This is a genomic window from Tardiphaga sp. 215_C5_N2_1 (assembly GCF_052076055.1).
Taxonomy (GTDB): Bacteria; Pseudomonadota; Alphaproteobacteria; order Rhizobiales; family Xanthobacteraceae; genus Tardiphaga; species Tardiphaga robiniae.
On sequence record NZ_CP197240.1, the window covers coordinates 5,792,281 to 5,815,579 of the forward strand.

Sequence of the window (23,299 nt, forward strand, 5' to 3'; positions counted from 1 at the left end):
CGCGCGAGGTCACGCGCTGAAGGTCAGGCGGCTGCCGGTCGAGACGTTGATGACGTTGTCCGGCATCTGCGCGCGCGCCTCGAGCAGGAAGTTCAGGCCGCTGCAATGCATCGGGATGACCACATCGGGCTCGAGCTTCTTAATCTCGCCGACGATTTGCTTGAGGTAGTCGGCAGGGGCCGGGCCGAGGTGGAAGCCGCCGACGACGGCATGCACCTTCTGCACGCCCGATATCTCCTGCGCCTGCCGCACCGAATTGACGATGCCGACATGGCCGCAGGAGCTGATCACCACCAGTCCCTTGCCGCGGATGTTGAAGCAGGTGGCGTGTTCATGGACGTGTTCGTCCGGTGCAAAATTGCCCTGCAGTTCGGCGGCGGTGTAATGGCCATAGTCGCAGCCTGCGCTATCCGGCTTGTAGTCCACGAAGGTGTTCGGCAGTACGCGCTCGACGCTGTTACGCTTGATCTTGCCTGTTGTGAAAGCATGGCCCTCGATGACCGTCGGGGTTTCGCAGAGTACGGTCTGCACCTTCTGCGCGGCGATCTGCTTGCGGTCGAGGATGCCGCCTTCGCCGAACTGGCCGGTCGATGCGCGGCTGACGCGGTGGCAGAAATTATCCTCGCCGCCGGCATAGAGCTTGATGTCGGGTGGCAATACGCTGCGATATTGCTCGAGGAAGCCGATCAGTCCACCGTAATGGTCGATGTGACCGTGGCTGACGATCAGCGCGTTGAGCGAGGCCGGGTCGACCTTGAGCAGCCCGATATTGTTGATGATCGCCGGCGAGGTATAGCCGAAATCGAGCAGGATATTACGCTTGTCCTGCTCACGCTGCGATTCCAGAAACAGCGACAGGCCCCACTCATTGTGCAGCACGTTGCGCGCATCGGCGCTGCGGGCCGGTCCTGGCCCCTCATGCACCACGCCATTGACCGTGCTGCCGCGCAGGAATTGATCGTGCTGCTGATCGACGAGCACGCGGATCGAGAGCCGATCGACCGTCGGCACCTGGATCGGCGCCGCGTTGGCAACCTCCACGCAGGAAAATCCGGCCGCAGCCATGCCAGCAAAGGCGGCCGAGGTCTTGAGAAAGTCGCGGCGGCGGATATCTGCGGTCATGGCATGTCTCCCGGACATCATCCGCCTGTGCGGAGTTTCCGTTTGATAACAGACCGGATGCGCCACTGGCAGGGAATGATCTTTCGAAGATCATCGGAGGCGGAGCAAATTGCATTGACTTGATCCGATGATCCGGCAACATTTCATGCAGTCGCATTCAATCGGCCTTCGGTCGGGTTTGCGGGTTGCCTCATCACGCAAAACGGATTGAACGATGATCGATCTCTATTACTGGAGCACGCCGAACGGCCACAAGATCACGATCTTTCTTGAGGAGACGGGGCTCCCCTACAAGATCATTCCGGTGAATATCAGCAAGGGTGACCAGTTCAAGGACGAGTTTCTGGCCATCGCGCCGAACAATCGCATTCCGGCGCTGCTCGATCATGCGCCCAAGAGTGGCAGCAAGCCGATCTCGGTGTTCGAGTCCGGCGCGATGTTGATGTATCTCGCCGAGAAGACCGGGAAGTTCCTGTCCGATGATCTCGCTGTGCGCTATGATGCGATCCAGTGGGTGTTCTGGCAGATGGGCGGCCTTGGCCCGATGGCCGGACAGAACCATCACTTCCGCAATTACGCGCAGGAAAAGATCACTTACGCCATCGACCGCTATGTGAACGAGACCAACCGGCTCTATGGCGTGCTCAACAAGCGCCTTGCAGATCGCAAGTTCATCGCCGGCGACTATTCGATTGCCGATATGGCGAGCTATCCCTGGATCGTGCCCTACAAGAACCAGGGCCAGGACATCAACGACTTCCCGCATCTCAAGCGCTGGCTCGAAACCATCGCCGAGCGGCCGGCGGTCAAGCGGGCTTACGAGATCGCCAAAGAGGTCAATCCGAATTTCGGCCAGCCGCCGATCCGCACCGACGAAGAGCGCAAGCTGCTGTTCGGCCAGACCTCGGCTGTGGTGAAGAGTTAGCTCAGAATTACGAGAAGCAATCATGGCGCTGCAACTGTTCGAACTGGTCGGCACCGAAGAAGATCGTCCCTTCAGCCCGTTCTGCTGGCGCATCCGGATGGCGCTGGCACATAAGGGCCTCGACGCCACATCGATCCCGTGGCGCTTCACCGAGAAGGACGCGATCAATAAGCACAAATCCGACAAGGTGCCGGTGCTGCTCGATGGTGAGCGCGCGGTCAACGACTCCTGGGCGATCGCCAATTATCTCGAAGACACCTATCCGGATCGTCCGTCACTGTTCGGCGGCGAGGGCGGCCGCGCCATGGCGCGGATGCTGAACTGGTGGGGCGACACGGTCGTGGTCGCCGGCATGTTTCCGTTCATCGTCGCGGATATTCATGGTCATCTGCGTCCGGTCGATCAGGCCTATTTCCGCGAGAGCCGCGAAGCGCGGTTCAAGAAGTCGCTGGAAGAGGTCGCATCCAATCGCGACACGGGCGTAGATGCCTTCCGCAAGTCGCTTGATCCGATGCGCCTCACCCTGAAGACGCAGCCGTTCCTTGGTGGTGCCGCGCCGAACTATGCCGACTACATCGTATTCGGCCCGTTCCAGTGGGCGCGTGCGATCTCGCCGTTCAAGCTGCTGGCGGAAGACGACGCGATCTATGCATGGCGCGAAAAAATGCTTGATGCTTTTAACGGCATGGCGCGGAACTCGGCGGGCTATCCGGTCTGAGTTCCACTCTCTACGGGCGATGAATTGAGCAATCGCTGGTATTCATGTCCGCATACCAGCGTTGTTTCGGTGGTGCTTGGTGCCTTCGTGAAAATCCAAGGATATTCCCTGTAACTCTCGCTATAAGGGAATACCTCAACGATTCACGCTGTCTCACGCGCCAAGGTCGCTATGTCCGTTCCGCCTACCAATCTCGCCGACGATGCCGTGATGTTCGATCTTGCCCCGGTCTCGCTCTGGATCGAGGACTACAGCGATGTGAAGGGGCTGTTCGAACAGTGGCAGGCGCAGGGCGTCGACGACATCGAGACATTCCTGCTCGCCAATCCCGAACGGGTCCGTGAGTGCTCGCAGCACATCCGCATTCTCAAGGTCAATCGCAAGACGCTGTCACTGTTCGGCGCGCGCGACCTATCTCACCTGACGCTCAGTCTCGGCCTGGTGATGCGCGACGATACGTTCAAGAGTCATGTGTCGGAACTGGCCCAGCTCTGGAGCGGCCGCAATCATTTTTCCAGCCATACGGTCAACTACACGCTCAAGGGTGAGCGCCTCGACATCCAGCTGCACGGCATTGTTCTGCCCGGGCATGAAGAGCGCTGGGATCGCGTGATGATCGCCATCGAGGATGTGACCGAACGTGAAGGCGCGCGTCGTCGCCTCGCGGAGAGCGAGAATTATGCGTTCGGCCTGTTCGCGCATTCGCCGGTGTCGCTGTGGGTCGAGGATTTCAGCGGCGTCAAGCGCCTGGTGGACGACGTTCGCGCGCGCGGCATCGAGGATTTTCGCGTGTTCACGGATGTGCACGAGGAATTCGTTTTGCGCTGCATGAGCGAGATCCGTGTGCTCGATGTCAACAGTCGTACGCTGGAATTGTTCGGCGCGCCCGACAAGGACACGTTGCTCCGTCAATTGTCGGATGTGTTTCGCGACGAGATGGAGCCGCATTTCCGCGAACAGTTGATCGACCTGTGGGAGGGCAAGCTGTTCCAGCAGCGCGAGGTCGTCAACTACGCGCTCGATGGCACCAAGCTGCATCTGCTGCTGCAGTTCTCGGTGTTGCCCGGGCATGAGCGCGACTGGTCACAGGTGCAGGTCGCGCTGACCGACATCACCGCGCGCAAGAAGGCGGAAGCCTATCTGGAATATCTCGGCACCCACGACGTATTGACGCGCACGACGAACCGCTCGTTCTTCGTGGACGAACTCAACCGGCTCGAACGCAAGGGATCGCAACCGGTCACCGTGATCGTTGCCGATCTTAACGCGCTGAAGACTGCCAATGACGATCTTGGCCATGCCGCCGGCGACGGGTTGCTGCGCCGGGCCGGTGAAGTGTTTGGCGAACTGGTCGAAAAGCCGGCGACGGTGTCGCGCATCGGCGGCGACGAATTCGCCATCTTGCTGCCCGGAGTCGATGCTGCCGGCGGCGAGGCGGTGCTTGCTTCGCTGGCGCGACTGATCGAGGTCAACAACCAGTACTATCCGGATCTGACGCTGAGCCTCTCCACCGGGATTGCCACCAGCCGGACCGGCGAGCGGCTCGAAGCCGTGGTCAAGCGCGCCGATATGGAAATGCTGCAAGCAAAACGCAACTACTATGCGCAACCCGATCGTGACCGGCGCAGCGCGGGCATGGTGTAGGCAGGCTGCGGGAGCCGATGCGCAATCGCGCGCCATGCGGATCAGCACGTCCGTCAGGTCGTGGCGTGCGCTGCCGCTGCCTTCGCGCGCAGGCAGTCGCGGCACAGGCAATCGCCGCCTGTGGTCGGCATCGGCAGTTTCGCGGTCTCCTCGGCGCACCAGCAATTGCCCGACAGGTCGCAGCCGAATTCAGTCCCGCAGTCCGAGCAGGTGAGGCTGCGGCTGAGCGGCTTTAAGCTTTCTGTCCGATAATTCATGAAAGCAGCCCAAATTTCAGCGCGATTTTCATGCCGGGTTCATCTGTTCCACCCGTATATCTGGGGTGTCGCCTTTGATGTTCCAATGCATCATAGGACGAAGGCAGAGTGAGGGAAACCCGATGGCCCGCGACCCGCAAGGTGCGCTGATCGCGCTGAATCGCTTCGGCTTTGGCGCGCGGGGCGGTGCCTCCGGTGATATCGTCAATGCGGCCTCCGATCCTCGCGGCTTCGTGAAGGCCGAGCTGGCGCGCCCCAATGCGGCGCTGCTGGAATTGCCCGGCCTGCAATCGACGACCGAGCTGGGGCAGGCGATGTTCGCCTATCAGCTCGAAGTGAAAACGGCACGCGAGGCGGCGCTGAAGACGCCGGGGCTGGTGCCGGTTGAAGCGCCGCCGGCTGCGATGGACAGGAAGCCGGAAGCTCCCGCGATGACCGGCAACACCACCATGACAGTGCAGCCTGACGCACCGAAGCCGCCGCCGGCCGTCGCGCTGCCGCCGAATGTGGTGCAGAAGACCTATCGTGCAGAAGCGCTGGCGCGGATCCAGCGCGCGACCATTGCCGAGGGTGGCTTTGTCGAACGCCTCGTCGTGTTCTGGTCGAACCATTTCTGCATCTCGGCCAGCAAGGGCGACCCGGCGCGGATGTGGGCTGGCTCTTTCGAACGCGAGGCGATCCGCCCCTATGTGCTGGGCAAATTTGCCGACATGCTGAAAGCCGTCGAACAGCATCCGGCGATGCTGTTCTTTCTCGACAACCAGCAATCGATCGGGCCGGCTTCGAAAGCCGGTGAGAGGGGCAAGCGCGGCCTCAATGAAAATCTCGCGCGCGAGATCATGGAGCTGCATACGCTCGGCGTCGGCGGTGGTTACACGCAGGCCGATGTGACGTCGCTGGCGCGGATCATCACCGGCTGGACCTTTGCCGGACGCGAAGGAAAGATCGGCACGCCCGGCAGTTTTGCCTTCAACGCCAATGCGCATGAACCGGGGCCGCAGCAATTGCTGGGCAAGACCTATGACGACACCGGCGTCGCGCAAGGCGAAACAGCGCTCGCCGATCTTGCGCGGCAGCCATCGACGGCGACATTCGTCGCCAGGAAATTCGCGCAGCATTTCGTGGCTGATGCGCCGCCGCCGGCACTGCTGGCGCGGCTGGAAGGCGTGTTCAGAAAGACCGACGGCGATCTGAAGGCGCTGGCGCTGGCGCTGCTCGATTCCAATGAAGCCTGGCAGATGCCGATGGCCAAGCTGCGCACGCCCTATGAATATCTGATCTCCACCGGCCGCCTGCTGGCGCGCATCCCCGAAGATCCCGGCCGTTACTTTGCGGGACTGCAGACGCTTGGCCAGCCGCTCTGGACACCGCCGGGGCCGAACGGCTTTCCGGACGGCAATGCCGCCTGGGCCGTCCCCGAAGGCATGAAGCTGCGGCTCGATCTCGCAGCACAGGTTTCGTCGCGCATCCCCGACAGTATCGATCCGCGTGAGATGCTCGACGTGGTCGCCGGCGAGGCGGCCTCATCGGAAACACGACAGACGATCGCGCGCGCGGAGACGCGGCAGCAGGCACTGACGCTGCTGCTGATGTCGCCGGAATTTCAGAGGAGATGACGATGGACTGCTGTGAAAGCCGCATGCTCGGCCCCACACGCCGCTCGCTTCTGTTATCAGGCGCGGCCTTTGCCGCCTGGGCCTATCTGCCGAAATTCGCTAGGGCCGCCGACGCGCGCGATCCGCGCCTGATCGTCGTGATCCTGCGCGGCGCGCTCGATGGTCTGGCCACCGTCGCGCCGCTCGGCGATCCCGATTATGCCGGTCTGCACGGCTCGATCGCGCTGGCGAAGGATGGCCCGAACGCAGCCATCGCGCTGGACTCGTTCTTCGGCATGCATCCGGCGATGCCGGAATTTGCGCGGATGTATGGCGACAAGAAAGCTGCCGTGGTTCATGCGGTGGCGACGTCCTATCGCGAACGTTCGCATTTCGACGGCCAGGACGTGCTGGAGAGCGGCTATGCCGGCCCCGGCCGCGTGCAGTCGGGCTGGCTCAACCGCGCCATTGAATCGTTGCCGCGTGGCGAACGCGTCTCGTCCGGTCTTGCGATCGGACCGACCACGCCGCTGGTGCTGCGCGGCGCCGCGCCGACCGTCGGCTGGGCGCCGGTCAATCTGCCCAACGCGGCCGATGATACGGCGATGCGGCTGATGCAACTCTATCAGGACCGCGATCCCGCTTTGGGGACGGCGCTGTCGCAGGGCCTGAAGCTCGACAAGATTGCCGTTGGCGACGAGATGAAACCGAAGGGCGGCGGCAATGCCGTAGCGGCGATGCGCCAGGTCGCACGCGGCGCGGCGAAGCTGATGGCTGCCGATGATGGCCCGCGCATCGCAGCGCTCGCCTTCGATGGATGGGACACCCATGCGCAGGAAGGCGGGCCGGTCGGGCGCCTCGCGCAATTGCTCGGCGGTCTCGATGGCGCACTGGCGGAATTCGAGAGCGGGCTTGGGCCGCATTGGCGTGACACGGTGGTGGTCGTGGCCACGGAGTTCGGCCGCACCGCCAAGATCAACGGCACTGCCGGCACCGACCACGGTACCGGCACGATTGCGTTGCTTGCGGGTGGCGCGATCAAGGGCGGCCGCGTGATTGCGGACTGGCCCGGCCTTGCGAATGGCAAGCTCTATGAAGCCCGCGATCTCGCCCCGACCACGGATCTGCGCGCGATCTTCAAGGGCGTGCTGCACGATCACCTCGGCATCAGCGAGCGTGCACTGGCCGAGCAGGTGTTTCCTGACAGTGCGCTGGTGAAGCCGGTCAAGGGATTGGTGGGGTAGCTTGCTTCCCCTCTCCCCAAGCGCAGCGAAGCTGCGCGCAGTGGGAGAGGGTCTGGCCGTGAGCGCGATAGAGCCCTCTCCCGGCTCGAACGCGTTTCGCGCCTTCGCTCCACCCTCTCCCGCGGCGCGCGGCTTTGCCGCGCTGAGGGAGAGGGGAAGAATCTGCGCGTTTAACTACCCCAACGTAATCGTATCGATCTCCGTCATCTCCTCCGCCGTCAGCTTCCACTGCGCCGCCTTCACATTTTGCTCGATCTGCTCGGGCGATGATGCGCCGGCGATGACGCTGGAGACTTGCGGGCGGGCGGCGAGCCACGAGAAGGCGAGCTCAAGCATCGAATGACCGCGCGCGCCGACGAAGGCCTGCAGTTGATCGACCAAGGCGATGTTGCGCGGGTTCAGATAGCGCTCTTGCATATAGGGGGTCTTGCCGAAGCGCGTATCGGCGGGGACGTTCTTCAGGCCGGCATATTTACCGGTCAGCATGCCGCCGGCGAGCGGGAAGAACGGCAGCAGGCCGAGATTGAAATGCTGCGCGGCCGGCAGCAGATCCTTCTCGATGTCGCGGACGACGAGACTGTATTCGTCCTGGCACGACACGAAGGGCGCGACGCCCATCTGGCGCGCGGCCATCTCGGCTTCGGCGATGCGCCAAGCCGGGAAGTTGGAATTGCCGATATAGCGCACCTTGCCCTGACGCACGAGGTCGTCGAGCGTGCGCAGCGTCTCTTCGATGGGCGTCAGCGCATCGTAATCGTGCTGCTGATACAGATCGATATAGTCGGTCTTCAACCGCTTTAGGCTGGCTTCGACGGCGCTCATGATGTAGCGGCGCGAGGCGCCCTGCTTGCTGCCGTCATTGCTCATTGGCTTGCCGTATTTCGTCGCCAGCACGATGTCCTTGCGGCGATCGCCCAGCACTTCGCCCAGCACCGTCTCGGAGCCACCCATGCCGGCATAGATGTCGGCGGTGTCGAACAGCGTGATGCCGAGATCGATCGCCTTGTGGATGACCTTGCGCGCGGTCTCCAGATCGGTGCGTTGGCCGAAATTGTTGCAGCCGAGACCGACGGCGGAGACGCGAAGGCCGGAGCGGCCGAGATTGCGGGTTTCCATGATGAATGTGCCTTGTGAGGGAAGCGCGGACCAAGGTTATGGCGCGCGCCTCATCGCGCAGCAAGACGCTCTGCATCATGGCAGTCGCGCGGGCGCTCAGGCGATGGCGGAAGCGGACTCGGGCGTTTGAACTTCGGGCGCGGGCAGGGCGGTCGGGGTCTTCCGCGGCGGCCCGGCGCGCAAGGCTGTGGACGTCATGCGCCGCACAGCGTTTTCCGCGTTACGCGTGATCGTCTTGCGATCAGCGGACATGTCATAGGCGACGGCTTCGCCCCAGCTTACGACGACGTCGATGGCGCCCGACGACAGGATGCCTATGAAATGCGGGATCAGATCGATGTCGCCATACCACGCCACGTTTTCGCGAAAGGCGCGGCCGACCGGCAATCCACCGAAGCCGACATAGGCGATCGACATCGGCTGCACCGTGATCTCTTTGTGATGCGTGGAATCGCCGAGCGCGTGATGCACCGAGCCGACCAGTGCCGAGCGAAACGGCAGCACGCGCATGCCGTCGCTGGAGGTGCCCTCCGCGAACAGGACCACCGCGTCGCCGGACAGCATGCGGTCGCCGATTTCCTGCGCCGTCGCGCCGGTTTTCTGCCGGCGTTCGCGCTCGACAAAAATCGTGCGCTGCAATTTGGCAAGCCAGCCAAACACCGGCCATTTGGCAACTTCGCTCTTGGCAACGAACACCACCGGCGCCCTGGCGCCGATGATGATGATGTCGAGCCATGAGACGTGATTGGAGAGGATCAGGACTGGCGTGTCCGTCGTCCGCTTGCCGACTTCGTGAATGCGCACGCCGATCAGCGCGCAAAGGATGCGATGAAACAGATGCGGAATACTCTGCTGCCAGCGCAGGCCGAAGGCCAGTGCGATCAGCTGAAACGGCGCCAGCAGCAGCGTCAGCATGGTCAAGGAGATCAGGACGGCGGCGAAACGGATCATGGGTTTATTATACCGGGGCCGACTTCCGCAGGCAAAGTCAGTTGCATGAATTAGGAGAAACCACGGCAAAAAGAAGCGGTCCCGGTCAGCGCGGCAACTGACGGAGACCGCTGGGGAAGCACCCGATTGGCGACGGGGGGAAGCAACCGGCTGCATGAGGAGTCTAGCCGGGGCGAGTGACATCGCCATGACAACCCGGGATATCCACAGGTGGCATTGCGCCCTATTCGGCCGCGTCCAGCCGGTGGGAGCTGAACACGTCGCCTTCGCGGAGCGCCAGATAATAGTCGCGCTCGGAGAGCTCGTCGGTGTGACGAATGAGGTCGGTCACCGGAGTGTAGCTCAGCATCCGCCCGCCATCGGGCAGCACGGCGCAACTCATCCGCAGCACCCGGCCATTGGCGAGGCGCAACGTCGTCGGCGTGGAAGTGCCGGCGCGGATCATCTCGACGCGCCTGGCGATGAAGCTGTCGACCTCGTCGTCGGGGAGGGCGTAAGCGTGGATATCGCGCGCGTGATACATCAGCGCGATCAGCGGCGGCTTGCTGTCAGCCTTCTCGTCGGGGAGCGTGAAGTAGTCGCGGAAGGCGCGGTTGATGAATTCGGCGCGGGTGTCGGCATTGAGAAGCACGACACCGATATCGATCTGGTCAAGTGCAGCCGAAAGGCGCTGGGCAGTGGCGTGCTGCTCGTTCTCGCGGGCCCGTGCCGCGCGTCGCAGCCGGAAGAGGCGGATTGCCAAAGTAATCCCGACGGCTGCGATCACAATGATCGCCGTTTCAATTCCCGGATCGAGAATCAGTCGCCAATCGTACTGCATCGGCTGTACCTGTGTCCGTACAAAGGTAAGAAACGCAGGTTGGCCTCTGGTTGCAAAAAGGCCCACAATTTCCCGGCGGTATAGCTAACGGCGCGTGAAGAGCCCGGCATCATTTTCCCCTTGTTCGCTTCAAATGCTATCGATGCCACCGGAACCGGCGCCGGCCCTTGAATGTTAGCGCCGGGATTTAAAAAGGACCCCGATCGAATGCCCTTCACCATTCCGCCGCTGCTGCTGCCGATTTTGATGCTGCTGGCCTCGAATATCTTCATGACCTTCGCTTGGTATGGCCATCTCAAGTTCAAGGATCACTCGTTGCCCCTCGTCATCATGGTGAGCTGGGGCATTGCCTTCTTCGAATATTGGCTGGCGGTGCCCGCCAATCGCTGGGGCAGCGAAGTCTACAATGCCGCCCAGCTCAAGACGATGCAGGAAGTCATCACGCTGGTCGTGTTTGCTGCATTTTCGGTGCTGTATCTGAAGGAGCCGCTCGGCTGGAATCACGCGCTGGGCTTTGCCTTCATCGCGCTCGGGGCGTTCTTCATTTTCCACAAGTGGTCGTAACGACCGCTTACTTCCCGGCTGGCGTAATCCGCAAGATTCGTCCTGCCGAACTATCCGTCAGCAGCCAGAGCGCGCCGTCCGGTCCTTGCCGGACGTCGCGGATGCGTTCGTTGAGATTTTGCAGGACGCGCTCTTCGGACGTGACCGTGTTTCCGTTGAGCTGTAGCCGCACCAGCATCTGGCCTGCCAGCGCGCCGGTGAACAGGCTGCCCCGCCAGCGCGGGAAGAGATCGCCGGTATAGAACGTCATGCCGGACGGGGCGATCGACGGCACCCAGTATTTCACCGGCTGCTCCATGCCCGCCTTCGACGTGGTTTCGTGGATCTTCGCGCCGGAATAGTCGATGCCGTAGCCGATCACAGGCCAGCCGTAATTCTTGCCCTTGCCGATGATGTTCACTTCATCGCCGCCGCGCGGCCCGTGCTCGGTCTCCCACAAGTCGCCGGTCGCCGGATTGATGGCGAGGCCTTGCTGGTTGCGATGACCGTAGCTCCAGATCTCCGGCCTGGCGCCGTCGCGGCCGACAAACGGATTGTCCTTCGATACCGAGCCATCGGGCGCGATGCGGATCAGCTTGCCGAGATGATTATCGAGATTCTGTGCCTGATCGCGGCCGCTATAGTGTTCACCGAGCGTGACGAACAGATTGCTGTCAGGCGCCTGAACAATACGGCAGCCGTGGTGATTGCCCGACGACAGCGGGCCGTCCTGGCGAAAGATCACCTTCATGTCGTCGAGACGCGGCGCAGTGCCGTCGATGAGCTTGCCGCGCGCCACGGCGGTGCGACCGCCGCTGCCCGAACGTTCCGAGTAGCAGAAGTAGATCGTGGTGTTCTGCGCGTAGTTCTTGTCGGTGATAACGTCGAGCAAACCGCCCTGGCCGACGGCCATCACCTCGGGCACGCCTTTCACCGCAGGCGACAACTGTCCCTGCGGCGAGACGATACGGATGCGGCCGGGCCGTTCGGTGACCAGCATGCGGCCCTCGGGCAGGAAGGCCAATGCCCATGGATAAGCGAGACCGGAGGCGACGGTCTGTACTTCGAGCCTGCCGGCCGACGAGCCGAACGAGGTGTTTTCGCCGCGGGTGGTCGTGGCGATCAGAAGGGTCGCGGTCACGACGATAGCCGCCGTCAACGTGACAGTGACCCAGATCACGGGCCTTTTCATCGAAATGGCTCCATCACGGAGTCGCAGGTTGCATAAGCGATGCGCGGCATCGCGGCTGAGTGTTTATGAGTGGGGACCGTCAGAGCGGCATCGCACTCGCCACCGGGATCGACATCACGGTGAGGGCGAGGATGACGCAGAGCGACAGACAGCCAACCGCGAGCGACGCCGCGACGGCGTGGGTCAACCGGGTGGATGCGATGGACGTGGGGCGTGCCTGAAATCCTGCACCCACGCGAAGCGACCGTATCATGGCCGTAAATCCTTCAAATCGCGGGCGAATCACCCGCGTGCTACAAATTCGCAGCTGCGGCAGGCGAGATTTGGGCGGGATTGGCCGTAACTATGGCGGGAAAATGGCATTCACAGCGCTTATGCCCGCTATTTCAGGACTTAAGCGTCGGCCACTACGTCCAAGGTATCATATTCCGATGACGTCGGGTGCCAGTCCATGGAGATAAAACCCGGCTGGGTTTCCACCAGACGCAGCCAGCGGCGGATCGACGGAAAGCTGGAGAGGTCGAAATCGCACTTCTCGGCGACGTGGGTGTAACCGTACAGCGCGATGTCGGCGATTGTCAGCTGACCCGCGGCGAAGAAGTCATGGATCTTGAGGTGATTCTCCATCACCTGCAGCGCGGCATAGCCACGCTCCATCCAGTCTTCCAGCGCGTGGGTCTGCAGGTCGCGGCCACCGCGTACCAGGCACAGCCAGAAATAGGCGGCACCGAGATTCGGCTCCAGCGCGTGCTGCTCGAAGAACATCCACTGCATGGCTTCGGCACGGTCCATCCGCGATTCCGGCGCCAGAGATGTACCGATGGCGACATACCAGAGGATGGCGTTGGATTCGGCGAGATAGCGGCCTTCGGCGATCTCGAGCAGCGGCACCTGACCGCTGGGGTTCTTGGCCAGAAATTCCGGGGTACGGCTCTCGCCGCGCAGAATGTCCACTTCGATGGCGCGATAAGGCGCGTCCAGGAACGCCAGCGCAAGGCGAACCTTGTAGCTATTGCCAGAGCGCTGCATCGAATAGAGTTTGTACATTCGCAGGTGTTCAATTCATTTCAGGTCGAGGCAACTGCGCGATTGGCCATCGCAGATCGCGGTTAGACAATGATGCTGATGCGAGCCTGTCGCAAGGCCCAAGGAATGGAAAAAGTCGAAAACGGCTGCGGCAGTCTGGATTGAGAAAAATGTATGTCAGGCAGCATTCGGCAATGGAAGATCACGCTGCCGCGATCTGTGTGTGAAGGTGCCGCGATGTGCTGTTATCAGCGAGTGCGCGCCGCAGCACGATGATATAGAAAGCGACCATCACCAGAAAGCCGAGCGGCAGTTCGATGGCGCCAGCGATGCTGCGCGTCAGCAGCGGCATGATCCAGGTCAATGCGAGCAGGCTGATCTCATAATCGCGAAATCCTGTGCTGAAGCCGGTTACGATCATGAATGCAATGGCTGGACCGAGAAGCATCAGATCGTAGTCGAGCACGTGCGGCGAAGCGAGAAGGGTTGCGATCAACAGGATGGCGGCCTTGAGATTTGTGTCACGTGCGACGCGCCACGCCCAGACTGCGCTGGCAATCACGGCGATCGAGACGATGCCCTGGATGAGATACGCGGATGCGATATTTCCCCTCCACATCCGTATTGCCGCGAATGCGCTCTGCAGTTTCTCGAATCCGACCTGTCCCTGTTCGAGCAGGAGCTGACGCGATGTCTCGGTAACGGATGCGAAAGCGATCCAGCAGTCGATGCCGAACAAGGCGCTCGTGATACCCGTGAGAGCGATGATGGTGATCGTTGCTGCAGCGATGCATCGCCACTGGCCCGCCGCGAATAACGCCAGCGGAATGACGATGGCAAATTGCGGCTTGTAGGCCATCAGCGCAAACAGGATGCCTGCAAGATAAGGGCGCTGCGGAAGAACGAGCAGGGCGCTGCCGAACAGGCCGGCGGTCAAAAAGCCGTTCTGACCATGACCGAGATTGATGAATGCCGCTGGGATCGCCATCGCTACCGGGAGCCAAAGGCGATGAACCGCATCAGGCAGGGCGGCTCGTTTCAGGATCGCCGAGATCACGAGCAGGTAGAATACGAAGCTGCCGCCCTGCCAGATGGCAAGCGCGAGCGGGTAAGGGAGCATTGCCAGCGGAGTTGCGACCAGCAGAAAAATCGGCGGATAGAACCAGGCGTAATAGGGGGTATCGCTGCCGAAAAGTTGCTGCTGGCGCGCGTAGTGCGCCGCTACCGTATAACTATCGGGGGCTTTGCCCTCAAGGGCGAGCGCTCCCGCGGTATAGAAGCTTGAGAAATCGGTCCCGATCGGCTTGCCGTTGCGGTCGATCACGCCATCCGAGACCGCAATCCAGCCGGCGAAGGCCAATATGCCCAAAGCGAGCACAATCAGGCTGTAAGCCCGCACGCGTTCGAGGGTCAGCCATGCGCCGTTTTCAATGTGCTGCCAGATCCGGATCATTCTAAGGGTGCATTTTGGCTCAAATCGTCGATTGCGGCGTGCAGTTGACGCTACCGTCCCCCGTTTAACGCTTGCTGAATTGCATCACTTCCAGATGTGTTTTTGCCCAAGCTTCTTGCGATGCAACGTCGCACGCACTAGGGTGCGACGATCCCAGCAGGATCAGCCATTTTGACGTCGCCGACCGCGGGTCCGCGACCTTTCTCAGGAGAAGATGATGTCGTTTTTGTCCGCTGCGCTCGACCGTGTGAAGCCGTCCGCGACGATCGCGGTGACGGATAAAGCACGTGCGCTGAAAGCAGCCGGCCGCAACGTCATCGGTCTTGGTTCGGGCGAGCCCGATTTCGACACCCCGGCGAACATCAAGCTGGCAGCGATTCACGCCATCGAGGCCGGCAAGACCAAGTACACCGCCGTGGACGGTATTCCCGAACTGAAGGAAGCCATTATCGGCAAGTTTCAGCGCGAGAATGGCCTGACTTACAAGCCGAACCAGATCATCGTCGGCACCGGCGGCAAGCAGGTGCTCTACAACGCGCTGATGGCGACGTTGAACCCGGGTGACGAAGTCATCATCCCGGCGCCGTATTGGGTGAGCTATCCGGAAATGGTGGCGCTGGCCGGCGGCACGCCCGTGTCCGTGGTCTGCACCGCAGAATTCGGCTTCAAGCTGCAGGCTTCCGCGCTGGAAGCAGCGATCACGCCGAAGACCAAGTGGATCATCCTGTGCTCGCCGTCGAACCCGACGGGCGCCGCCTACAAGAAGTCGGAGCTCAAGGCGCTCACCGATGTCCTCGTGAAGCATCCTCACGTTTGGGTGATGACCGACGATATGTATGAGCACCTCGTCTATGACGACTTCGAGTTCACCACGCCGGCACAGATCGAACCGTCCCTGTTCAATCGCACGCTGACCGTGAACGGCGTCTCCAAGGCTTACTGCATGACCGGCTGGCGCATCGGTTACGCCGGTGGTCCCGCCGAGCTCATCAAGGCAATGGCGACGATCCAGTCGCAGTCGACCTCGAACCCGTCGTCGATCGCGCAGTGGGCGGCGGTGGAAGCCTTGAACGGTCCGCAGGATTTCATCCCGAAGAACAATGCCGTGTTCAAGGAGCGCCGCGATCTCGTGGTGGCAATGCTGAATCAGGCCTCGGGCATCAACTGCCCGCGTCCGGAAGGCGCATTCTACGTCTATCCGTCCTGCGCCGGCACCATCGGCAAGACTGCGCCTTCGGGCAAGGTTATCGCCAATGACGAAGACTTCGTCACAGAATTGTTGGAAACCGAAGGCGTGGCGGTGGTGCAGGGTTCGGCCTTCGGCCTTGGCCCGGCATTCCGCATCTCCTACGCGACGAAGACGTCCGATCTCGAAGATGCCTGCAAGCGCATCCAGCGCTTCTGCGGAAATCTTCGGTAACAAAACCTGCTCCGAAACTTTTGACGGTTTCGGGGCTTATTCCGGGAAGCGCCTTGTTTTCGACACGGCGCTTCCTTCTTGTCCCCTCGCTATCAAAATCCCCAAGGTGGAGTAACACTATGCGACTTTCCAAGATGTTCGGCCTGACGGCCGTGGCCTTTGCGGCGTCGGTTGCGACCGCAAATGCACAGCAGCCTGGCAGCGTTCAGGTTGGCGTGCTGGAGTGCCGTGGCGGCCAGAACGTCGGCTACGTGGTCGGTTCGAATGCGCACCTCAACTGCGTCTTCCAGAGCGCCGGTGGCCGCGCCGAAGGTTACGTCGCCAACATCCGCCGTTTCGGCCTTGATCTCGGCTTCACCGAAAACACCACGGTGCAGTGGGCTGCCTTCGCTCCGACCACCCGCGTGCCGCGCGGCGCACTGGCCGGCAGCTACGGCGGCGTCGGTACCAACGCATCGGTTGGCCTCGGTTTCGGCGGCAACTTCCTCGTTGGCGGTCCGGGCAACACCTATTCGCTGCAGCCGATCTCGGTGCAGGGCCAGACCGGCTTGAACGTCGCCAGCGGCATCGTTCAGCTCGAACTGGAAGCGACCGGTCCGGTGAGCGGTCATCGCTACAACAAGAAGCGCCGTCATCGCAGCCATCGCTAAGCGATCGCCAGCGATCGCTGTGATCGCGTAAGCGATCCGGCAAGGTTAACGAAAAGGCCCGCGCGAGCGGGCCTTTTTTGTTGCGCGCGCTGCGCGTGCGCCGCTGTCATTGGGCGGTATCATTAGCTATGGATAGTCGATCCACATCCTTACTTCCGTTCATCACCCGGAGATTCCTGATGGTCCGCCTCTCATCGCTTGTTCTCGGTATCGCTGCCGCCGCCTTTTTCACTGCATCGCAAGCGCAGTCGCAGCAAGGCGTGCAGGTCGGTGTCTTGAATTGCCGGGGCGGAGCCAGCGTCGGATTCGTCGTGGGCTCGGTGACCAATCTCGGCTGCGTGCTCACCGGCACCGGTCGTCCGGACCAGCCTTATGTCGCCACGATCCGCAAAGTGGGCATCGATCTCGGTATTACCGAACAGACCGCGCTATCCTGGGCCGTGTTCGTGCCGGTGAACTATAGCGGTCCCGGCGATCTGTCCGGCAACTATGCGGGCGCACAGGGCAGTGCGTCGGTTGGTGTCGGCGTCGGCGCGAATGTCCTGGTTGGCGGTTCGCAAAACGCCTTCTCTCTGCAGCCGCTCAGTCTGCAGGGGTCGGTGGGACTGAATGTCGCCGCCGGTCTGCAGAGCTTGGAGTTGCGCCCCGGTCGCTGATCCCGCGGCGATCGCTCGCACAAATTCATCCGGCTTCGCCCATGGCGGAGCCGGATTTTTTATGGCGCAATCCGATCACGTTCATCGCAGCGCAGCAACTTTTCTATCTTGCCAAATATCCGGACCGGGCGGAGCATTGACCGCCGACCCAATCATGGGCCGAGCTCCACATGAGGAGGCGGCAATGGGACAAGACCTGAGAAGTCCCCGCGGTCCACAAGGCAATGCCGCAAAGTGCATTGCGCTGGTGGGCCCTTTCCAGAGCGGAAAAACCACACTGCTTGAAGCGATCATGGCCCGCACCGGGGCGATCCCGCGGGCCGGCAGCGTCGACAATGGGACAAGCATCGGCGATGCCAATGCGGAAGCCAGAGCCCACAAGATGGGCGTCGGCCTGACGGCTGCGACCACCACCTTCATGGGCGACAGCTACACATTCATCGACTGTCCGGGTTCGGTGGAATTCGCGCATGACATGCGCGCGGCATTACCCGCCGTCGATGCAGCCATCGTGGTTTGCGAGGCGGATGCGCGAAAATTGCCGCAGCTGCAATTGATCCTGCGCGAACTCGAAGACCTCGGCATTCCCAGATTTCTGTTTCTCAACAAGATCGACCGCGCCCACAAGCGCGTGCGCGAGACGCTGGCGACATTGCAGCCGGCCTCGCGCGTGCCGCTGGTGCTACGGCAGATCCCGATCTGGAACGGCGACCTGGTCGCCGGTTTCGTTGATCTCGCGCTGGAGCGCGCTTTCGTCTATCGCGAGCACAAGGCGTCCGAAGTCATCAAGCTCGAAGGCGGCGATCTCGACCGCGAGAAGGAAGCGCGTTTCTCCATGCTGGAGAAGCTTGCGGATCATGACGACGCGCTGATGGAGCAGTTGCTTGACGACATCGCGCCGCCGGCCGACGCCGTGTTCGACGATCTCGCGCGCGAATTGCGCGAAGGTCTGATCTGTCCGGTGCTGCTGGGCTCGGCGATGCGCGAGAATGGCGTGCTGCGGCTGATGAAGGCGCTACGCCACGAGGCACCCGGCGTGGCCGAGACGGCTAAGCGCCTCGGCGTGCCCGACAGCAAGGATGCGATCGGTTACGTGTTCAAGAGCAGCCATCTACAGCACGGCGGCAAGCTGTCTTACGCGCGCGTGCTGAGTGGTCATCTCGATGATGGCGCAACATTGCTGTCCTCGTCGGGCGAAAGCGGGCGTGTCTCCGGCATTCTTGCGGCGAGCGGAGGACATGACAGCAAGCGCGCATCGGCCGAAGCGGGCGAGACCGTCGCGCTCGGCAAGCTCGATCATGTCAGGACCGGCGACACGATCTCGACCGGCAAGATCGTGCCGGCGTCTCTGGTGAATGTCGTGGCCGCGTCGCCCGTGCTGGCCATGGCGCTTGCGTCCGCCGATCGGAAGGACGACGTCAAGCTCGGCCAGGCGCTGTTGCGACTGACCGAGGAGGATCCGTCGCTTGCGGTGGTCAATAACGCGCAGACCCATGACGTGGTGTTGTGGGGGCAGGGCGAGATGCATCTGCGCGTGGCGATGGAGCGCCTGCACGAACGCTTCGGCATCAACGTCAAATCGCATGCACCGGTGATCGGCTATCAGGAGACCATCCGTAAACCGATCACCCAGCGCGGCCGGCACAAGAAACAGTCCGGCGGTCACGGCCAGTTTGGCGACGTTGTGCTGGAGGTAGGCCCGCTGCCGCGCGGCGAAGGCTTTGCATTCCAGGAAAAGGTGGTCGGCGGCGCGGTGCCGCGCAACTACATTCCCGCGGTGCAGGAGGGCGTCGTCGACGGGTTGCAGCGTGGTCCGCTCGGTTTTCCTGTCATCGACGTGCAGGTGACGCTCACCGACGGGTCTTATCACAGCGTGGATTCTTCCGATCAGGCGTTCCGGACGGCTGCCCGGATCGGTTTCACCGAGGCGCTGCCGCAATGCCAGCCGGTGCTGCTGGAGCCGATCCATACGGTGGAGATCGTCTGTCCCACCGAGGCCACGGCCAAGGTCAACGCCATCCTGTCAGGACGGCGCGGCCAGATTCTCGGCTTCGATACCCGCGACAACTGGCCGGGCTGGGACACGGTGCGCGCGATGTTGCCGGAAGCGGAGATCGGCGACCTGATCGTCGAACTCCGCTCGGCCACCGCTGGCGCCGGCAGCTTCACCCGCAGCTTCGACCATATGGCCGAAGTCTCGGGCCGCGCCGCTGACCAGATCGTTGCGGCGCATCGGGTGGCGGCTTAGTACAGTGGCCCATGACGCTTGGACCGCGGGTTGTAGTCATTGGCAATAGCGGCTCGGGCAAGAGCACGCTGGCGCGGCAGCTTGAAAGCCGCGTCGGCGGCGAACGCGCAGATCTCGATCATATCCATTGGCTGGACAGGGGCGGTGTGAAGCGCGACGAGGGGCAGGCCAAAGAACTGGTGGCCGCCCTTGCCGTGAAGTCGAACTGGATCATCGAAGGCGTTTACGGCTGGCTGGTCGAAGCGGCATTGCCGCGCGCTACAGCATTGATCTGGCTCGACATGAGCCCGGAGGTTTGTCGTGATAGCCTCGCTCTCCGGGGCCCTTGGCGTGGCGCGACGGCCGAGGAACATGCAGATTTTCTGGCTTGGGCCGAGGCCTACTGGCAGCGCAAAACGTCGAGTTCGTTCGCTGGCCACCTGGCGCTGTTCGACGACTTCGGCGGCGTCAAACGACGCCTGACATCGCGCGCCGCTGTCGCCCAGTTCGTGGCGACCATGGCGGCTTCGCCGATCGAGTGATGTTCTATACATCATTGAAGATATCTCACATATGATATAAGACTCGTGAAACTGGAAACCGCCCTTGATTACATCGTTTCAGATGCGGGCCGCCCGTGCGCTGCTGGGTATCGATCAAAAGCGGCTGGCCGAAATGGCCGGCGTGTCGCTACCGACCATCCAGCGCATGGAAGCGAGCGAAGGCAATGTCAGGGGCGTGGTGGATTCGCTGATCAAGGTTGTCGATGCCCTCGATCGCTCAGGCGTCGATTTGATCGGCGAGAACGTCCGCAGCGATTCCGGCGGACGAGGGGTGAGGCTGAAACAGCCCGGTCCACCACCGAAACTTGAAGAGCCAAAGCTGACGGATTGAGAACGGGCCGCGGCCTCGATCGAGATCCGCGGCAGGTGACAGGGGCGAGTCGGGAATGGACATGTCCAGAAATCGCGCGTGGGGGCCGCATCAGCCGACCTTCGCCGAACTGTTCACGCCGAAATTGATCACGGTGTTGCGCGAAGGCTACGGCATCGCCGATCTGCGCGCCGACATCTTGTCCGGCTTGACGGTGGCAATCGTCGCGCTTCCGTTGTCCATGGCGATTGCCATAGCCTCGGGGACGTCGCCGGATCGTGGCCTCATCACCGCTGTGATCGGCGGCTTCCTCGTGTCTGCGCTGGGTGGAAGCCGCTTTCAGATCGGCGGTCCAGCCGGCGCCTTCATCGTGCTGGTGGCTGCCACCGTGAGCCGCCATGGCATCGACGGACTGATCCTCGCGACCATGCTCTCTGGCGTGTTCCTGATGGTGGCGGGCTATTTGAAGCTCGGCACTTACATCAAGTTCATTCCCTATCCGGTCACGGTGGGATTTACCGCCGGTATTGCCGTCATTATTTTCGCCAGCCAGATCAGGGATCTCCTTGGGCTCACACTCACCGGCAAGGAGCCTGGCGAACTGATCCCGAAGCTGCAGGTGCTCGGAAGTGCGATCCACACCGTCAACCTGTCGGCCGCCGCGATCACCATCGCGACCATTGCGATCATCCTTCTGCTCAAGAAGCTGCGGCCTTCCTGGCCGGGCATTCTGATCGCGGTTGCCGCAAGCGGGGTCGCGGCATGGTTCTTTGCGCTGCCGGTTGAAACCATCGGCACCAAGTTCGGCGGCATTCCGCAATCCTTTCCGCTGCCGTCGCTTCCCGCGATTTCCCTGGCAAAGCTGCAGGCCATTCTGCCGGACGCCATCTCCTTTGCGCTGCTGGGCGCGATTGAATCTTTGCTCTCAGCTGTCGTCGCTGACGGCATGACCGGCCGGCGGCATCGCTCCAATTGCGAACTGGTGGCGCAGGGCATCGCCAATATCGGCTCGGCGCTGTTCGGTGGAATCTGCGTGACCGGCACCATCGCGCGAACCGCCACCAATGTCCGCGCCGGCGCGCACGGCCCGATCTCGGGCATGCTGCATGCGGTATTCCTGCTGGTATTCATTCTCGTCGCGGCGCCATTGGCAAGTTACATTCCGCTGGCGGCGCTCGCCGCGGTGCTTGCCGTGGTCGCCTGGAACATGGCGGAGAAGCATGAATTCGCGACGTTACTGCGGTCATCATGGGGCGATGCTGCCGTGCTGTCGGCGACTTTCCTGCTAACGATCTTCCGCGATCTTACCGAGGGCATTGTGGTCGGCTTCGCGCTTGGCGCGATTCTGTTCATCAACCGCATGGCGCAAACAACCGGCATTGAGGCGGATAAGCCGCTGGTCGTGGCCGACAAGGCCGACGACGCCAATGGTGACCGAAAACCCTATGATCCCGGTCTCGCTGCCGACCCCGACGTCGTTGTCTATCGCATCACCGGCGCATTTTTCTTCGGCGCGGCCTCCACCATCGGATCTGTGCTCGAGGGCTTCTCGGATCGCCACAAGGCTTTCGTGATCGATTTTGCCGCGGTCCCCTTCCTGGATTCGACTGCCGCGAATGCGATCAAGGGCATTGCCGAGAAGGCAAAGCGACAGGGCGTCCGCGTGATTCTCACCGGCACCTCGCAGGGCGTGCGCCGGGCGCTGCTGACCCACGGCGCGCGACCGCCACTGGTCAAATACCGTGCTGATGTTGCAGCGGCCGTCAGCGAGATCAAGACCCGACGCGCTGCAGCGATCCAGGAGGCGTCGAGCTGATGGCATCGGCAATTGCTCGCAGCTGCAGTATTGATCGTCTGCATGGTTGTCGGACTTGCTGTGCGCTGCAAACTGTCTGATGATTAAGAGCCCCTGCATGATTTTTATGCTACGCACGCTTCCGCTTGAAGCGAAGGATGAATGATGCCGAACGAGACCACGCCCCGCGCCGCCTGTTTGATCGGCTGGCCTGCCGCGCATTCGCGCTCGCCGCTGATCCACCATCACTGGCTGCGCAGCATGGATATTCCGGGCGGTTACAGCATCGAGTCGATCCCGCCGGAAGGCGTAGCCGAATTCGTGATGAACCTCTCCAAGCACGGTTACATCGGCGCCAATGTCACGATCCCGCACAAGGAGCGTGTGCTGAAGCTGACCTCACCGGATCGCCGCGCGCGCGCAGTCGGCGCCGCCAACACGCTATGGTACGACCACGGCACGCTGCGCGCGACCAATACGGATATCGAAGGCTTCATCGACAATCTCGATCATGCGGCTCACGATTGGGACCACACGGACGATGCACTGGTGCTCGGCGCCGGCGGTTCGTCACGCGCGGTGGTGTTCGGGCTGCTGGAACGCGGCATCAAGCATATCTATGTCGCCAATCGCAGTCTCGATCGTGCCGAGGCGATGGCCGCGCAATTCGGCTCGCAGGTGGTGCCGCTGGCGTGGGAGAATGTCGCCAGCATGTTGCCGCGCGCATCCTTGCTGGTGAACACCACGTCGCTCGGCATGGGCGGCCAGCCGCCATTGATCATCGACCTCGATCTGTTGCCTGACCAGGCGGTCGTCGCCGATCTCGTTTACGTGCCACTCGACACCCCGCTGCTCGCCGGCGCCCGGGCGCGGGGCCTCCGCACCGCGGATGGACTCGGCATGTTACTGTATCAGGCCGTGCGTGGCTTCGAGCTGTGGTTCGGGCAGCGCCCCGATGTGACGCCGGAACTGCGTCGCCTCGTCGAGGCCGATCTCACAGTGGCGTGAGCGGGGAATAGCTATTTGGCCTTGGGGTTTCCATCTGCAGCGGTGGGCGCTGCCTTCAAAGGAA

23 protein-coding genes are annotated in these 23,299 nt (G+C 62.2%); 14 read left to right on the forward strand and 9 right to left on the reverse strand.

The genetic code is table 11. From position 1 onward, the window contains the following. Positions 1–9: 9 nt before the first annotated feature. The gene (locus AB7828_RS27550) at positions 10–1,122 is read right to left on the reverse strand and encodes an MBL fold metallo-hydrolase (protein WP_089261748.1); all 1,113 of its coding nucleotides are present in this window, start codon (positions 1,120–1,122) and stop codon (positions 10–12) included. Positions 1,123–1,336: 214 nt separating this feature from the next. Here AB7828_RS27550 and AB7828_RS27555 point away from each other — a divergent pair, with 214 nt between their 5' ends. The 3 genes from AB7828_RS27555 (at position 1,337) to AB7828_RS27565 (ending at position 4,409) form a co-directional block, all read left to right on the forward strand. Next, positions 1,337–2,047, forward strand: a complete 711-nt coding sequence (locus AB7828_RS27555; protein WP_441231710.1) for a glutathione binding-like protein — start codon at positions 1,337–1,339, stop codon at positions 2,045–2,047. A 22-nt stretch (positions 2,048–2,069) separates the two neighbouring features. After that, on the forward strand, positions 2,070–2,765 hold the full coding sequence (locus tag AB7828_RS27560; RefSeq protein WP_309947282.1) for a glutathione S-transferase family protein: 696 nt from the start codon (positions 2,070–2,072) through the stop codon (positions 2,763–2,765). Positions 2,766–2,936: 171 nt separating this feature from the next. After that, positions 2,937–4,409 (forward strand): diguanylate cyclase domain-containing protein, encoded by a 1,473-nt coding sequence (locus tag AB7828_RS27565; protein ID WP_441231711.1) that lies wholly within the window; start codon positions 2,937–2,939, stop codon positions 4,407–4,409. Between the two features lie 53 nt (positions 4,410–4,462). Here the strand turns inward: AB7828_RS27565 and AB7828_RS27570 are convergent, their stop codons facing one another. Next, positions 4,463–4,666, reverse strand: a complete 204-nt coding sequence (locus AB7828_RS27570) for a hypothetical protein (protein WP_089261740.1) — start codon at positions 4,664–4,666, stop codon at positions 4,463–4,465. A gap of 122 nt (positions 4,667–4,788) precedes the next feature. Here AB7828_RS27570 and AB7828_RS27575 point away from each other — a divergent pair, with 122 nt between their 5' ends. Both AB7828_RS27575 and AB7828_RS27580 read left to right on the forward strand, forming a co-directional pair. Continuing rightward, a complete protein-coding gene (locus AB7828_RS27575; RefSeq protein ID WP_441231712.1) occupies positions 4,789–6,282 on the forward strand; it encodes a DUF1800 domain-containing protein in 1,494 nt (497 codons plus the stop codon). Beyond that, positions 6,279–7,505, forward strand: a complete 1,227-nt coding sequence (locus AB7828_RS27580; protein ID WP_441231713.1) for a DUF1501 domain-containing protein — start codon at positions 6,279–6,281, stop codon at positions 7,503–7,505. Before AB7828_RS27575 ends, AB7828_RS27580 begins: the two co-directional genes overlap by 4 nt. A 174-nt stretch (positions 7,506–7,679) precedes the next feature. On the opposite strand, the gene AB7828_RS27585 is transcribed toward AB7828_RS27580, so the two are convergent. The 3 genes from AB7828_RS27585 to AB7828_RS27595 all read right to left on the reverse strand — a co-directional run bounded on the left by AB7828_RS27585 (position 7,680) and on the right by AB7828_RS27595 (position 10,338). Beyond that, positions 7,680–8,621: an aldo/keto reductase gene (locus AB7828_RS27585; protein WP_441231714.1), complete on the reverse strand. Its 942-nt coding sequence runs from the start codon at positions 8,619–8,621 to the stop codon at positions 7,680–7,682. A 96-nt stretch (positions 8,622–8,717) separates the two neighbouring features. Next, positions 8,718–9,572 carry a lysophospholipid acyltransferase family protein gene (locus AB7828_RS27590; protein WP_231077908.1) on the reverse strand — a complete coding sequence of 285 codons (855 nt, stop codon included), beginning with the start codon at positions 9,570–9,572 and terminating at the stop codon, positions 8,718–8,720. Between the two features lie 223 nt (positions 9,573–9,795). Beyond that, on the reverse strand, positions 9,796–10,338 hold the full coding sequence (locus AB7828_RS27595; protein ID WP_374725693.1) for a PAS-domain containing protein: 543 nt from the start codon (positions 10,336–10,338) through the stop codon (positions 9,796–9,798). Positions 10,339–10,599: 261 nt separating this feature from the next. Between AB7828_RS27595 and AB7828_RS27600 the strand changes: the two genes are divergently transcribed. After that, entirely contained in the window at positions 10,600–10,956 is a 357-nt protein-coding gene (locus tag AB7828_RS27600; RefSeq protein WP_068731204.1) for a DMT family protein, read from the forward strand. 7 nt (positions 10,957–10,963) lie between these two features. Here AB7828_RS27600 and AB7828_RS27605 read toward each other — a convergent pair whose 3' ends face one another. From AB7828_RS27605 to AB7828_RS27620, 4 genes are all read right to left on the reverse strand, one after another. Next, complete coding sequence (locus tag AB7828_RS27605; RefSeq protein ID WP_441231715.1) at positions 10,964–12,127, reverse strand: PQQ-dependent sugar dehydrogenase; 1,164 nt, start codon at positions 12,125–12,127, stop codon at positions 10,964–10,966. 79 nt (positions 12,128–12,206) lie between these two features. Beyond that, complete coding sequence (locus tag AB7828_RS27610) at positions 12,207–12,380, reverse strand: hypothetical protein (protein ID WP_175367576.1); 174 nt, start codon at positions 12,378–12,380, stop codon at positions 12,207–12,209. 140 nt (positions 12,381–12,520) lie between these two features. Continuing rightward, positions 12,521–13,174 carry a glutathione S-transferase family protein gene (locus AB7828_RS27615; RefSeq protein WP_089261726.1) on the reverse strand — a complete coding sequence of 218 codons (654 nt, stop codon included), beginning with the start codon at positions 13,172–13,174 and terminating at the stop codon, positions 12,521–12,523. Between the two features lie 181 nt (positions 13,175–13,355). Further along, complete coding sequence (locus AB7828_RS27620) at positions 13,356–14,606, reverse strand: glycosyltransferase family 87 protein (protein WP_441231716.1); 1,251 nt, start codon at positions 14,604–14,606, stop codon at positions 13,356–13,358. A gap of 217 nt (positions 14,607–14,823) precedes the next feature. On the opposite strand from AB7828_RS27620, the gene AB7828_RS27625 reads away from it, so the two are divergent. From AB7828_RS27625 to AB7828_RS27660, 8 genes are all read left to right on the forward strand, one after another. Beyond that, entirely contained in the window at positions 14,824–16,026 is a 1,203-nt protein-coding gene (locus AB7828_RS27625; protein ID WP_068731379.1) for a pyridoxal phosphate-dependent aminotransferase, read from the forward strand. Between the two features lie 119 nt (positions 16,027–16,145). Continuing rightward, positions 16,146–16,676 carry a DUF992 domain-containing protein gene (locus AB7828_RS27630; protein WP_068731210.1) on the forward strand — a complete coding sequence of 177 codons (531 nt, stop codon included), beginning with the start codon at positions 16,146–16,148 and terminating at the stop codon, positions 16,674–16,676. Between the two features lie 179 nt (positions 16,677–16,855). Beyond that, complete coding sequence (locus AB7828_RS27635) at positions 16,856–17,332, forward strand: DUF992 domain-containing protein (RefSeq protein ID WP_068731211.1); 477 nt, start codon at positions 16,856–16,858, stop codon at positions 17,330–17,332. Positions 17,333–17,516: 184 nt separating this feature from the next. Then, positions 17,517–19,580, forward strand: coding sequence for an elongation factor G (locus tag AB7828_RS27640; protein WP_441231717.1), 2,064 nt, complete (start codon positions 17,517–17,519; stop codon positions 19,578–19,580). Between the two features lie 11 nt (positions 19,581–19,591). Further along, the gene (locus tag AB7828_RS27645; RefSeq protein ID WP_441231718.1) at positions 19,592–20,101 is read left to right on the forward strand and encodes a hypothetical protein; all 510 of its coding nucleotides are present in this window, start codon (positions 19,592–19,594) and stop codon (positions 20,099–20,101) included. A gap of 64 nt (positions 20,102–20,165) precedes the next feature. Continuing rightward, positions 20,166–20,453 (forward strand): helix-turn-helix domain-containing protein, encoded by a 288-nt coding sequence (locus AB7828_RS27650; RefSeq protein ID WP_089261718.1) that lies wholly within the window; start codon positions 20,166–20,168, stop codon positions 20,451–20,453. 61 nt (positions 20,454–20,514) lie between these two features. Continuing rightward, positions 20,515–22,248, forward strand: a complete 1,734-nt coding sequence (locus AB7828_RS27655; RefSeq protein WP_441231719.1) for a SulP family inorganic anion transporter — start codon at positions 20,515–20,517, stop codon at positions 22,246–22,248. 141 nt (positions 22,249–22,389) lie between these two features. After that, positions 22,390–23,235, forward strand: a complete 846-nt coding sequence (locus tag AB7828_RS27660; protein WP_441231720.1) for a shikimate dehydrogenase — start codon at positions 22,390–22,392, stop codon at positions 23,233–23,235. Positions 23,236–23,299 lie beyond the last annotated feature (64 nt).